This is a genomic window from Victivallis lenta (assembly GCF_009695545.1).
Classification (GTDB): domain Bacteria; phylum Verrucomicrobiota; class Lentisphaeria; order Victivallales; family Victivallaceae; genus Victivallis; species Victivallis lenta.
In genome coordinates, this window is the sequence record NZ_VUNS01000001.1 from 403,319 (window position 1) to 416,999 (window position 13,681).

Here is a 13,681-nt window from a genome sequence, read left to right on the forward strand (position 1 = left end):
ATTTAATATACCGCACTTCCGGGAAATTTCAATTACCGTTCCGCAATATTCGCCGCCTTCTCCCCGAAGTATGACAAAAAAACATCCTTCCGGGAGCGGCCGGCGAACGGCGCGGCCCGGAAGGGGCGTTTCGCTTCGGAGAAAAGAACTCAGTTGACCTTCAGGACGCCGCCGGTGTCGGCGCTGGTCGCCAGCGAGGCGTACTTGGCAAGATAACCGGTCTTGATTTTCGGCTCGCGCGGCTTCCAGCTCTTCCGGCGTTCAGCGATGACCGCTTCCGGCACGTCGAGGCGGACCGTCCGGTTCGGGATGTCGATCTCGATCATGTCGCCGGGCTCGACGAGGCCGATGAGCCCCCCCGCCGCCGCTTCGGGACTCACATGCCCGATACAGGCGCCGTGAGTCGCTCCGGAGAAACGCCCGTCGGTGACCAGCGCGACCGACGAACCGAGGCCGCGCCCCATGATATACGAAGTCGGGGCGAGCATCTCCTGCATGCCGGGACCGCCCTTCGGTCCCTCGTAGCGGATCACCACCACGTCGCCCTCCCTGACCTTGCCGCCGAGGATGCCTTCGCAGGCCTCCTCCTGGCTCTCGAAAATGACCGCCGGCCCCTTGTGGACCAGCATCTTCGGGTCGACTCCGGCAGCCTTGACCACACAGCCGTTTTCCGCGAGATTGCCGAAGAGGATCGCCAGGCCGCCCTTTTCGCTGTACGGGTTGTCGAGCGTGCGGATGACCGTGCCGTCCGCGTCCGGCGCGGCGGCGTACTGCTCGGCCAGCGTTTTGCCGGAGACCGTCGGCGCGGAGCCGTCGATCATGCCCGGCTTCTTCGCGATCTCTTTCAGGATCGCCATGATCCCGCCGACGCGGTTGCACTCTTCGACGATATGGAATTCTCCCCGCGACGGAGCGAGGCGGCAGATGTTCGGCGTCGCCTTCGAAATTTCATCGAGGTCTTTGATATCGACCTTCAGGCCCGCTTCATTCGCAACCGCCAGCGTGTGCAGCACGGTGTTCGACGAGCCTCCCATGGCCATATCGAGCACGAGGGCGTTGCGGAACGACTTCGCGGTGACGAAATCCTTCGCCCGGGGCGGATTCTCCATCTTCGCAAGCTCGACGATCCGGCGCGCGGCGCGCCGCCAGTACTCGACGCGCTCCGGCGAATCGGCGGCGATGGTGCCGTTGCCGGGCAGCGCGATGCCGAGCGCTTCGCAGAGGCAGTTCATGCTGTTCGCCGTGAACATCCCGGAACAGGAGCCCGGGCCGGGGCAGGCCGTGCATTCGAGCTCATGGAGCTGCGCATCGTCGATCTTGTCGACCACCCGCGCCGCAACGCCTTCGAAGATCGAGTTCAAATCGGTATTGTGAGAGACGCCTTCGGTCTTTCCGGCGCGCATCGGGCCGCCGGAAGCGAAGATGGTCGGGATATTCAGCCGCATCGCCCCCATCAGCATGCCGGGGACGACCTTGTCGCAGTTCGGAATGCAGATCATCGCGTCGAACGGATGAGCGGAGCCCATGGTCTCGACGCTGTCGGCGATGATCTCGCGGCTCGCAAGCGAATATTTCATGCCGGAGTGGCCCATCGCAATGCCGTCGCAGACCGCGATCGTATTGAACTCGTACGGAACGCCGCCCGCCTCGCGGATCGCGTCGCAGATGATTTCGCCGACCTTTTTCAGGTGGCAGTGGCCCGGAACGATGTTCGTGTAAGAGTTGCACACTCCGATGTAAGGCTTCTTGAAATCCTCGTCGGCAAGCCCGGTTGCACGCATGAGGCCGCGATGCGGCGTGCGCTCCAGCCCCTTCTTCATGATATCGCTGCGCATAGCTGTTCTCCTGATGTTCCCCGAAAAGCCGCCCCCTCCGGCCACGGACCTCGGCTCTTCCGGGCCGATTGCCCGAAAGCGTCGGGTGCTTTTCCGGGCCCCTTCTCCGAAGAGACCGTGCTCGTCTCCGGCGTTCCGCGCGGCTCCGCCGTACTCACGCCTCCGGGAAAGGCATTGTTAATGTTTCAATGGCATGAACCCGCCATCTCCTTGCTGTATTTTCGCATTGTCATATAAAATACCATGAATACCGGCCGAAAGCAATCGAATGTACCGGATTTTTCAAACGTTCTCTTGACGTTGAACGGGAATCAAGATATATTAAACGCTGTTATGATGAAATAATGTGTTTTATTAATAGGAAAGAAAGAAAAGGTATGTTCGAGTCCTTAAGCGACAAGCTGCATGATGTTTTCCGCAAACTGCGCGGACAAAGCACCCTGACCGAAGCCAACATCACCGATGCAATGCGGGAGATCCGCCTCGCGCTGCTCGATGCCGACGTCAACATCAAAATCGCCTCCGAATTCATCGAGGGGGTCAAGGCCGAATGCGTCGGGCAGGAGGTCATCAAAAGCGTGACGCCGGGCCAGCAGGTCGTCAAAATCGTCAACGACAAGCTCGTCGAGCTCCTCGGCGGCGGCGCCTCCGAGCTCGAATTCAAGTCGAAACCGACCGTCATCATGCTGGTCGGCCTGCACGGCAGCGGCAAGACCACCACGGCGGGCAAACTCGCGCTGCTGCTGAAGCGGCAGGGCAAAAAGGTCCAGCTCGTCGCGGGCGACGTCTACCGCCCCGCGGCCATCGACCAGCTCGAAATCATCGGGCGCGAGATCGGGGTGCCGGTCCACGCCGAACGCACGAGCGTGAACGTCGCCGCGATCGCGGTCAACGCGGTCGAACAGGCGCGCACGGCCGGAACCGATGTGGTCATCATCGACACGGCAGGCCGGCTGCAGATCGACGAAACGATGGTGCAGGAGCTGGTCCGCATCCGCCAGGCGGTGCGGCCGGATGAGGTGCTGCTCGTGGCCGACGCCGCGCTCGGGCAGGAGGCGGTTTCGGTCGCCGAACACTTCCACCGGGCGCTCGACCTGACCGGCTTCATCCTGACCAAGCTCGACGGCGACGCCCGCGGCGGCGCGGCGCTTTCGATCCGCAAAGTGACCGGCTGCCCGGTCAAGTTCATCGGCATGGGCGAAAAGCTCGACAGCCTCGAGGTGTTCTACCCGGACCGCATGGCGAGCCGCATCCTCGGCATGGGCGACGTGGTCTCCCTCGTCGAAAAGGCCGCGGCCGAAATCGACGAGGAGGAGGCGAAGAAGCTGCAGGAGAAGCTGCGCGCCAACAAGTTCGATTACGATGATTTCCTCTCCCAGCTGCGCCAGATCAGGAAGCTCGGCGGCATGGAGAGCATTCTCAAATTCCTGCCCGGCGGCCGCCAGCTGGCCGGCGCGATGAACGAGGTCGACCCGCGTCACTTCGCCCGGATGGAGGCGGTCATCCTCTCGATGACCAAGGCTGAACGCGCGAATCCGGATCTGATGGACTTCCCGCGCAAAAAGCGTATCGCCAAAGGTTCCGGCGTCCCGGTCGAAATGGTCAGCGGGCTCGTGAAGCAGTTCGAGGGCATGCGGAAAATGATGAAGCAGAGCGGTCCGCTCGGCCGGCTTATGGCCGGCGGGAGCCTCCCCGAAAACAACGGCGTCCCGGGAACTTTCGGCGGACTCTTCGGCGGACCCGCCCCGCTGTCCCGCAAGGAGCAGGACAAAAAACGGCGGCTCGCGAAGCTGGCCAAGAAACAGCGCGCCAAACAGCGCAAGAAGCGGTAAGGAGTTCCGGACGTGTACAGTATCATCATCGCAGTCGCCGCGGCTTTGCTGACCGGCTTTGTAACCGGGCGCGACCTCGGCACCGCCTGGGGGATTGTCTGCGGCGTCGCCGCCTTCCTCATCGCGCAGCTCATCATCATGCTCGTGCTGCGCAAAAAGCTCAACAAACTCCAGCTCGGCATGCAGCAGACCATGCAGGCGGCGCAGGTGCGCATCCAGCGGCAGGTCCAGAATTTCCAGCAGCGTCCGGTCGGCAGTCCGAAGCTCATGCAGCAGAAGCTCGAAGCGATGCAGAACGACGCGCTGCATGAAACGCTGCGCCTGACCGCGGCGTTCGACCCGTACTACCGCTGGAACTGGATGCTGGCGCGGCAGATCAACACGATGAAAATGCAGCTCTACTTTCAGCTCCGGGATTTCGCCCGGACCGACCAGCTTCTGCCGAAGTGCCTGCTGATGGACGCCCGCTCGATCGCGATCAAGCTGGTCCGCATGTACAGGAACGAGGACCCGAAACTCGACAGCTTCTACCGGAAGAAGTGCCGCCGGGCAAAAGGCGAGGACGGCGCTTTCCTGGCCTGCGTCTACGCTTGGATCAAGCTCAGGCAGGATGATCCGGCCAAGGCGATCGCGGCACTGGTCGAAGCGAAGAAGAACTCCGACAACCCGGCTCTGATCGCCAATTACGAGAATCTGGCCAACAACCGGCCCAAACACTTCTCGAACGCCGCCTTCGGGGACAACTGGTACGCACTCTACCTCGAAGAACCGAAGGTCCGCCCGCAGAAGGTGCAGCAAAGGATGTACTGACGATTTGAAGCATCGCGTGGAACAGCTCAAGGCGATCAGCCGCCGTTTCCGCCCGCTCCTGCAGGACGGCACCCGTCCGGTGGAGTTCATCGGCCGGGTGGCGGCGGAAGTGCCGCCGCTGCTGCGCCACGGGATGCGCCGGCGCGATTTCCGGTACTACATGGATCTCTGCGGCGTTCAGGCGCTGCCGATCGTGCTGCTGATCTGCCTGCTGATGGGTATGGTCATGGCGGTCAACGGGCAGATCCAGCTCTCGAAGCTCGGCCAGGAGATTTTCGTGGTCGACGCGGTCGGTTTCGTGGTGCTGAAGGAGCTCGGGCCGCTCATGGTTGCAATGGTGCTGACCGGCTGGGCCGGCTCCGCGTTCGCGGCCGAGATCGGCACGATGAAGCTCGACGAACAGATCAGCGCGCTGGAGACGATGGGAATCCGCCCCGAATCGTTCCTTGTGTTTCCGAAACTCACGGCCATGCTGATTTCGATGCCGGTGCTGACTGTTTTCGGCAATGTGGCCGGCATCGTCGGCGGGATGCTCATCGGCGTCACGATCATGAAAATTCCGTTCGTGGCCTACTGGACGCGGACGATCGAGGTGCTGGATGTCACGACCTTTCTGCTCGGCACGGCCAAAAGCATTCCGTTCGCAATCCTGATCACGCTGGCGGGGTGCTACTGCGGCTTCAACGCCGCGAACAATTCGCAGGGGGTCGGGCGCGGAGCGACGAAGGCGGTGGTCGCGTCGATTTTTCTCGTGGTGGTCGCCGACGTGCTGATCACGGTGCTTTATTCGTTTATCGGTTACTGAAACGGAGCGGAAAGCTTATGGAAAAAAGAACGGGGCCGGAAATCGAAGTCAGGAGCCTGACCATCGGCTACGGCAATAAAGTCGTCCTCAAAGACCTGAATTTCCAGGTTGAGAGCGGCGAAATTTTCTGCATTCTCGGCGGCTCCGGCTGCGGCAAAAGCACGCTGCTCAAGCATATCATCGGGCTCTATGCGCCGCAGAAGGGAGATATTCTGATTCAGGGCGACAGCATCGTGCAGGCCGATGAGCGGCACCGCCGCGAGATCATGCGCCGGTTCGGCGTCACCTACCAGGGCGGAGCGCTGTTCAGTTCGATGTCGCTGGCCGAGAACGTCGCGCTGCCCCTCGAGGAGTATACGCAGCTCTCGGCGAAGGAGATCGCCCGGACCGTCGAAGAGAAGCTCAGGCTCGTCGATCTGGCCGGATTCGGCAACTACATGCCGGCCGAACTCTCGGGCGGCATGGCCAAACGGGCCGGTCTGGCGCGGGCGCTGGCGCTGAATCCGAAGCTGCTCTTCTTCGACGAGCCGTCGGCCGGACTCGACCCGATCACGTCGGCCGAACTCGACCGGCTGCTGCTGCGGCTGCGCGACCAGTTCGGTTCGACCATCGTCGTGGTGACTCATGAGCTCGACAGCGTATTCACGATCGCCGACCGGGTCATCATGCTCGACAAGGAGACGAAATCGATCGTGGCGGATGGTCCGCCCGTACTTCTGCGCGACACTTCTCCGAACGAAAAAGTGCGCGCGTTCCTGACCCGCGACGGGCTCAAGAGCGACGTTCCGCGCGAGCCGCAGATAACGGAGGTGAGCTGATATGGCAAACGATTCCTTTCAGAAAATCAAAATCGGACTTTTCGTGATCGGCGGCCTCGCGCTTCTGATTGCGATCCTCTTCTTCCTCGGCATGACCGACATCTTCACGAACAAGGCGACGGTGCAGACCTTCTTCAGCGAGTCCGTGCAGGGGTTGACCGTCGGATCGGCGGTCAAATACCGCGGCGTGCCGATCGGCAATGTGACGAAAATCTCGATCCGCGTCACCGACAAGCTCGTGCAGGTCGACATGGCGGTCGAGCTCGAGCATTTCGTCAGCGGCGGGGAAAAGGGGCAGCAGCGCAGCGACTTCCGGCGCTTCTTCCAATCCGAGCTCGAGCAGGGGATGCGCTGCCGGCTCGAATACGCCGGAATCACCGGAATGCGCTACATCGACTTCGACTATTTCGCGACGCCCGGGCAGACGCTGCCCGAGCCGCCGGCCGGAATGCTCGAACCCGGAACGCTCTACATTCCGGCGGTGCCGTCGCCGTTCCGCGACATCCTGAAGGCGATCGGAACCTCGCTCGACCGCATCTCGCGGATTCGTTTCGAGGAGATTTCGGACGGGCTCGAACGAAGCCTTTCGGAACTCTCCGGGCTGCTCGGCGACCCGGCGCTCAAATCGACCATCGTGCGCATCAACGACGCGGCGGAAAATCTGGAGCTCGGCAGCCGCACCCTCTCCCGCGTATTCAGCGAAGAGCGGCTGAACCGCCTCATGACGGTGCTGGAAGAGGATCTCGACAACGTCAACAAGCTGACCGGCCAGCTGATCCGGGAGACGCGCGACGCGAAGCTGCCGGAGAGCGCCGCCGCGTTCCGCGACGCATCGAACGCAATCTCCTTCAGCCAGGATGAGCTTGCCAACACGCTGACCAAGCTGAACCAGACGCTCGACGCGCTGACCGAGCTGGCGGACTCCCTGTCGGCCGATCCGAGTTCGATCGTCTCCGGCAAGAAGAAACCGCAGTTCAAAGGCGAATAAAGACCATGGACGCGGCGGATATCAAAGCGAAAATCGAGGCGATCATGCGGGAGGAGCCCCGTTTCGCCGAAGAAGCGTACGCCTTCGTGGCGAACGCCGTGACCTTCACGGTCGGCCGGCTGCCGGCGCACCGGCACGTTTCGGCGCTTGAACTGCTCGGCGGCGTCCGCGATTACGCCCGGGAGGAGTTCGGCGTGCTGGCTTACGAAGTGCTGTACGAGTGGGGAATCCGCAGCGCCTCCGACGTCGGGCGGATCGTCTACCTGCTGATCGGTTCCGGGCTGCTCTCCGCGTCGAAGGACGATGCGCCGGAGGATTTCGACATTGAATTCAAGCTGGCCGATCCTCCCGCCGACGCCGCCGCTCCGGCGGCGAAGCTGCCCAAAATCGATTGAAGAATAAGCGAGGTGCCATGAGATTTTATCGAAACGTCGTGTCGCGGACGCTGGAGAACGGGGTCCGGATTTTCGTGTTTCCGCAGCCCGGCACGGCGGTCGAAGTCGAATGCTTTGTCCGCACCGGCAGCATCCACGAAGGCGCCCGCCTCGGCTACGGGCTGTCGCATTTTCTCGAACACATGCTGTTTCAGGGATGCCGCGACTATCCCGGAACGGCGGCGGCCGACGCGATCGACCGGCTCGGCGGCTCGATGAACGCCTACACAAGCTACGACCACACCGCCTATCACGCGAATCTCGCCGGCCGGCACCTGCCGGAAGCGGTGCGGATTCTTTCGCGCATGGTCCGCTTCCCGGAATTCCCGGGAGCGCGTTTCGCGGAGGAACGCGAAGTGATCCTGCGCGAAGAGGAGATGGGGCGCGACAACCCGGACCGGCTGCTCTACACGCGGCTCAACGCCTCGATCTTTCAGGAGCACCCGCTCCGGCACCCGATCATCGGCTACCGCGAGCTCATCGCCGGCGTCACCCGCGACATCATGGTCGACTATTACGCCGAACGCTACACGCCGGGGCGCTGTTTCTGGGTCATCGTCGGCGACACCGAGCCCGAACGCGCCTTTGATCTCGTCGAAGCGGAGATGGCGGACTGGGAGCGGCGAAGCCTCGCGGAGCCGGCGATTCCGCCGGAACCGGCGCAATGCACGGCGCGCAGCGACGCCTTCTCTTTCGCAGATCCGCTCGCCCGGCTCGCCTGCGGCGTGCGGATTCCCGAAATCTCGCATCCGGACATCGCCGGCTGCGACGTGCTGGCCGGCATTCTCGGCATGGGAGACGGTTCGCGCCTCGTCCGCCGCCTCGAGCTCGAATCGCAGCTGGCGGTCAATCTGCGCAGCTTCAGCTGCAGCCAGGGAGCGGGCGGACTGCTGGCCGTGACCGCCAGCGCCGTTCCGGCCAAACTCGGCAAGCTCGAATCGGCGTTGAAGCGCGAACTCGAAGCCATCCGCAAAGGAGCGCTCTCGAAGGCGGAAGTAGAACGCGAAAAGACTCAGCAGTACGCCGAACACCTGCGCGAGCTGCGCGGCATCCGCGAGATCGCGGCGAACATCGGCGGCGGCGTGATTGCGAACGGCTCGCCGGATTTGAGCGACATCTATCTCGAGCGCCTCGAAAAGCTGACGCTCGACGACATCAACCGGATCGCAGCCGAATATCTCGAACCGGACCGCTTCTCCCTCGTCCGCCAGCATCCGCAGTCGCGGAAGCGGAAGGCGGCCGCCTCCGCGAAGAAGCCGCAGCTCGTTCCGCAGCTCACGACGCTCGGGAACGGGGCGCGGCTGGTCACCTTGTCCGACCGCCGTCTCCCGATCGTGGACTTCGCGCTCGTCCTGCCGGGGGGCACGATTTTCGAACGTCCGGCGGAGAGCGGCGTTTCGGGGCTCGCGGCCGACCTGCTGACGGCCGGTGCGGGCCCGTGGTCCGAAGGAGAATTCCTGACCCGGCTTGACGCATGCGGCGCCAGTTTTTCGGTCAACGCCGGACTCAATTCGTTCATGATCGAGTGCAGCTGTCCGCGCCGCCATTTCGCTGAAATGTTCAGGCTGCTCAAAGCGGCCATCGCCGCTCCCGCCTTCGGGCAGGCGGAGTTCGACCGCGAAAAGGCGAACCGCCGCGAGCTGCTGAAAAGCCGCGAAATGTCGCCGCGCGCCGCCGCCGAAGACCGCTGCCGCCGCCTGATGTTCGGCAGCCATCCCTACGGCTGGGGAACGACGGGGCTGCCGGAGCAGCTCGACGCGCTCACCCGGGAACAGGTTGCGGAATTCTACTTCTCGCGGCTGGTCCCGGAGCAGGTCATTTTCGGCTGGGGGGGCGACTGCACACCCGAAGAGACGCAGAAGTGGACGCGGGAGCTGGCCGCGGAAATTCCGTGGCGCCGGGAACGCATCGACCTGCCGCCGGAACCGGTATTTCCGGAACGGCCTCAGACGGCTGAAATCGCCCTGCCCCGCGAGCAGACCATGGTGATCCGCGCCGTGCCGGGCCCGGCGCTGAACGACGGGCGGCTGTCGATGTGCGAAATTCTGTTTCAGGCGGAAAACGGTCTCTCCAGCCCGATTTTCAAGCTGGTGCGCGAAGAGAACTCGCTCGCCTATTCGACCGGCATGCGGCTTTCGGGCGGCTTTCATCCGGGCTGGCTGCTCTTCTATGCCGTCACCACGGCGGAATCGGCGGAACGAGCTCTCGAACTGCTCGGAAGCGAGCAAAAGCGGCTGGCCGTGAACGGGCTCTCCGAAACCGAATTCGATGCGGCGCGGGAGGGAGCGGCCTTCACCGCCGCCCGCGGCGCGGAATCGGTCGCCGCCGCCCTGAACTCGACCTTGCTGTCGCTGCATTACGGGCGCGACCTCAACGAATGCTTCCGCCACGAAGCGGAGCTGCGCAACACCGGGCGCGAAGAGCTGAACGCACTCCTGGCGTCTTATTTGTCCAACCCCGCCGCCGTCCGGGTTCTGGCCGGCCGGCTGCCGAACCGGAAGGAAACAGAGAAATGAACTTCCCCCGCATCGAATCGACCGCGCTGCTGGTCGTGGATCTTCAGGAACGGCTGGTCCCCGCCATGAACAACCCCGGCCCCGTGCTGGATCGGAGCAGGCTCCTGCTCCGCGGAATGGCGGAACTCGGCGTCGACGTGCTGGTCACGGAACAGTACCCGAAGGGACTCGGCGGGACGGTTCCCGAAATCGCGGAACTCCTGCCGGAAAGCCGCCCTCCCATAGCGAAAACCGGTTTCTCAGCCTTCGTCGAACCGGCTTTCCGGACGGCGCTCGCCGCAAAGCCGCGAAAAACGCTGGTCGTCGCCGGAATCGAAGCGCACGTCTGCGTGCTGCAGACCGTCTTTGACGCATTGAACGAGGGATTCGAGGTCATTCTCGCCGCGGACGCGGTCACGAGCCGCAAGGCGGCGGACCGGGAGCTCGCGCTCAAAGCGGCGCGCCATGCCGGTGCGCAGGTGCTCCCGGCCGAAGCCGTCCTGTTCCTGCTGCTGCGCGATGCGAAACACCCGGCCTTCAAAGCCGTGTCGAAGCTGGTCCGCTGATGAAAAAGCCCGCGCTCCTTCTGCTGTGCCTTCTGCTGGCGGCGGCCGGATTCGGCGCGACAATCACTCTGGAGCCCGGTACGCCGGTCTTCCGGACCCCCGAACTGCCGTCGGAGGTCATTGCCGTGGCCTCCGCACGGACCGAGCTGCCGGAGACCGGTTCGAAGCTGGTCCTGATCCAGCGCCATCCGCTGGCGCGTTACTACCGGCTGAGCGAGGTGCGCCTGCCGGACGGCCGAAGCGGTTACACCCATCCCCGCATCCTGCTGACGCCGGACGGGAACCTCGACTTCGGCAATATGCTCGAGTGGTGGCGCTATCCGCTGGCCGTGCTGCTCTGCGGAGGGCTGGCCGCTCTGGCCGTCACGCTCTGGAAAAGGCGCAGGGAGGAGGACCCGTGGCGCCGGCTCGAACTCGGGCTGCTGCCGGTACTCCTGCGCATGACGCTGCTTGTCCTCCTCGTCAATTCCGCCCAGAACATCATCGCCGCTCCGGCAGACGAGACCGGCTACTATTCGAACCTGATCCATTTTCTGGCCGGGGATTTTTCGGAACGGTGGCACTTCACGGTCGGCACCTCGATCTTCTATCTGCCGTTCGAACTGCTTTCAGGCACGCGGCAGCTGGCCGACCTGCTGATCCCGGTATCGTGGGCGGAAGGGTTCCTGATCGCGCCGCTGTCGCTTTTCCTCGGTTATCTCATCGCGCGCAAACTGACCGGGAGCGACCGCAAGGCGTGCGCGGCCATGCTGATCTGGGCGGTCCTTCCGTTCGTCTGGCACCATCGGCCCGATTTCACCGGCAGGCTGTTCGTCGCCTTCTTCGAATTCCCGAGCGCGGAGTTCTCCTACCGGCACTACATCAACCTGATCGCCTGCGGCTTCTCGGCCATGAGCGACACGCCGTCAACCATGCTGGTGCTGCTCTGCATGACGATCCTGCTCTACTGCCGGGTCAGCCGGCGCAGCGCGGCCCTCGCGGCATTCGTGTTCGGGGTAAGCTGCATGTTCCGCATCAACAACATCCTGTTCCTCCCGGCGATTGCGGCCATTGTCTGGCTGCGGCAGCCGGAGTATCTCGCGGGAGTGCGGCGGACGCTGACCAACGCGGCGGCCGGAGCGGGGGCGTTCCTGCTCGGCTTCCTGCCGCAGATGCTGGCGAACTGGAAATTTTTCGGCAGCCCGCTGAAGTTTTCGTATACGAACTATGCGGAGGGGGCGCATACCTATCTCCACTGGAGCTTCATCGAGCTGAACAGCGCATTTTACGGAACCGTGAACCAGCTGGTCTGGATTCCGGGTCTCCTGTCGCTTCTTTTCCTGAAGGACCGCAAACTCCGGATCATACTTGCTCTCTGGGCGGTTCCGGTCATCTGGTTCTTCTTCGGCTACAGTCACGGCACCGACGACCCGATCCGCTTTATCCTGACCAGCTACCCGGCTTTCTTCATCGCGATCGCGGCCTGCGGGGTGTGGGATAAGCTCACGCGCAGCCAGATCGGCTGGCTGCTGCTGATTCTGGCGGGCTGGATCGTCTGCATTCCGAATGCAAGCTACGGTTCATTCGGCTGGTACTTCGCGGAGCCGCATCATCTGCTTTGGAGAACAGGATTGTTCCCGCCGCTGCAAGCGGCGGGAACGGCTGCCATGGCAGCCGGCTCGGTCGCGCTGTTCCTGACCAGGCGGAAACTCGGCATTTTCACCGCGCTGGCAAGCGTGCTTTACCTGCTCGGCAACGCCTACTGGCTTGCGCTCGGACTCGCTGCCGTACTTCTGCTGGCGGTATGGGACATGGCACAGATCGGGTGCCGAACCTGGAAACTCCGGCAGCCGCATGGGGAGTGAAGCGGCCGGATTCCGGTGCGGCCCTGACGGGATTCTTAAGGGCGCGGAGCGGTCAAAGAATCTGCCGCACTGCAATTCCGCCGAACTTTGCCGATGCCGGGGACGCTTCACCGCCTTGATGCACGTGCAGGCATGCACATCTTTATTTACAGTGCAAACTCTTCCGGGCGCAGCGCGTAGCCGCGAATCTGCCCCTTGTCCAGCGCGTCGTCGACAATGTAATTCACAATATAAAGCTCCCCGTCCGGAAACTGAACCCAGCCGGAATACCCGAGATCCGACAGCGGTGAACGGTCGTAATCGATCGGCATGATCCGCGCCGTCGACTCGTCGCGCCTCGATGCCAGCACCGATTCCCGATCGGTCAGCGCCCCGAAGAAATTCTGCGTCCACGCCCCCAGCCATCCCTTGCCGCCCTGCATGAAACGGTAGGTGATGAAAATCCGCCCGTCCCGCAAAAAACCGGCGACCGGACGGTGGCATCCCGGCAGCGGGAAATCGATCACCGGCCCCCAGGTCTCCCCGTTATCGTGCGAAATCGTCTTTTTGCAGTCGTACCCCATGGCGCTGTTTTCGCGGAGAAAGGCAACCAGCGTCCCCTTTCCCATCGGCAGAATCGAGACTTCGCAGAGATTCAAAGCCGGATCGAGCCCGACCGTGACCGGGTCGCTCCAGCTCTCCCCGCCGTCGTCTGAATAACGCAGGAACTGGGCGAGCTTGCCGTTCACGTGATGGTGGGCCGAGATGATCCGGCGCCCGTTTTCAAGTTCGAGCAGCTTGTCGGGAACGATGCCGCAGAGCGGCGTTCCGACCGGTCCGCTCCAGCTCTCCCCGTCGTCGGCTGAAAAGTAGAGTACGTTTTCGGCCCGGGCCGCCCGGCTCTCCCCGCCGTCGGCCGGAATCCGATCGACGACAACGACGAGCCTGCCGTCCCGCAATCGGCTGATCCTGGCGCAGTTGTAATAGTAAGGAAGCCCCCGGGTCCCCTCCGTCAGCGGCCGTTTCGGAGACCAGTGCCGCCCGCGGTCGCCGGAATCCGACAGCATGATGCGGGTGTAGTCGCGATTGCCGTGATGCGTGCACTCGCTGAAAACGCAGACCAGCTTGCCGGAACCGGTGAGCACAACATCCGGCCACGCTTCGTACATGGCCGGATCGTTACTGATGGAAAATTTCTGAATCATGGCCGATCTCTCCTGGGTTTACCATAAAGTATACCACGGTCCGGCCGATTCGGCAATCATACAAATGCGT

Annotated in this window: 11 protein-coding genes; 9 read left to right on the plus strand and 2 right to left on the minus strand. The window is 63.1% G+C overall.

Annotated features, from left to right (window positions below; translation table 11 throughout):
• Positions 1-149: 149 nt before the first annotated feature.
• Entirely contained in the window at positions 150-1,835 is a 1,686-nt protein-coding gene (gene ilvD, locus FYJ85_RS01630; protein WP_154416779.1) for a dihydroxy-acid dehydratase, read from the minus strand.
• A 377-nt stretch (positions 1,836-2,212) separates the two neighbouring features.
• Here ilvD and ffh point away from each other — a divergent pair, with 377 nt between their 5' ends.
• From ffh to FYJ85_RS01675, 9 genes are read left to right on the plus strand one after another with little or no spacing between them, the layout of a single operon-like run.
• Positions 2,213-3,667: a signal recognition particle protein gene (gene ffh, locus FYJ85_RS01635; RefSeq protein WP_106053260.1), complete on the plus strand. Its 1,455-nt coding sequence runs from the start codon at positions 2,213-2,215 to the stop codon at positions 3,665-3,667.
• Positions 3,668-3,679: 12 nt separating this feature from the next.
• Positions 3,680-4,477, plus strand: a complete 798-nt coding sequence (locus FYJ85_RS01640) for a hypothetical protein (protein WP_154416780.1) — start codon at positions 3,680-3,682, stop codon at positions 4,475-4,477.
• A 4-nt stretch (positions 4,478-4,481) separates the two neighbouring features.
• Entirely contained in the window at positions 4,482-5,282 is an 801-nt protein-coding gene (locus FYJ85_RS01645) for an MlaE family ABC transporter permease (RefSeq protein ID WP_106053262.1), read from the plus strand.
• Between the two features lie 17 nt (positions 5,283-5,299).
• On the plus strand, positions 5,300-6,100 hold the full coding sequence (locus tag FYJ85_RS01650) for an ABC transporter ATP-binding protein (RefSeq protein ID WP_106053263.1): 801 nt from the start codon (positions 5,300-5,302) through the stop codon (positions 6,098-6,100).
• A 1-nt stretch (position 6,101) separates the two neighbouring features.
• Positions 6,102-7,088, plus strand: coding sequence for an MlaD family protein (locus FYJ85_RS01655; protein WP_154416781.1), 987 nt, complete (start codon positions 6,102-6,104; stop codon positions 7,086-7,088).
• Between the two features lie 5 nt (positions 7,089-7,093).
• A complete protein-coding gene (locus tag FYJ85_RS01660; RefSeq protein ID WP_106053265.1) occupies positions 7,094-7,483 on the plus strand; it encodes a Minf_1886 family protein in 390 nt (129 codons plus the stop codon).
• A 17-nt stretch (positions 7,484-7,500) separates the two neighbouring features.
• On the plus strand, positions 7,501-10,038 hold the full coding sequence (locus FYJ85_RS01665; RefSeq protein WP_154416782.1) for a M16 family metallopeptidase: 2,538 nt from the start codon (positions 7,501-7,503) through the stop codon (positions 10,036-10,038).
• Complete coding sequence (locus FYJ85_RS01670; RefSeq protein ID WP_154416783.1) at positions 10,035-10,583, plus strand: hydrolase; 549 nt, start codon at positions 10,035-10,037, stop codon at positions 10,581-10,583. Before FYJ85_RS01665 ends, FYJ85_RS01670 begins: the two co-directional genes overlap by 4 nt.
• Complete coding sequence (locus FYJ85_RS01675) at positions 10,583-12,427, plus strand: hypothetical protein (RefSeq protein WP_154416784.1); 1,845 nt, start codon at positions 10,583-10,585, stop codon at positions 12,425-12,427. Before FYJ85_RS01670 ends, FYJ85_RS01675 begins: the two co-directional genes overlap by 1 nt.
• 146 nt (positions 12,428-12,573) lie before the next feature.
• Here the strand turns inward: FYJ85_RS01675 and FYJ85_RS01680 are convergent, their stop codons facing one another.
• Positions 12,574-13,611, minus strand: coding sequence for a sialidase family protein (locus tag FYJ85_RS01680; protein WP_106053269.1), 1,038 nt, complete (start codon positions 13,609-13,611; stop codon positions 12,574-12,576).
• Positions 13,612-13,681 lie beyond the last annotated feature (70 nt).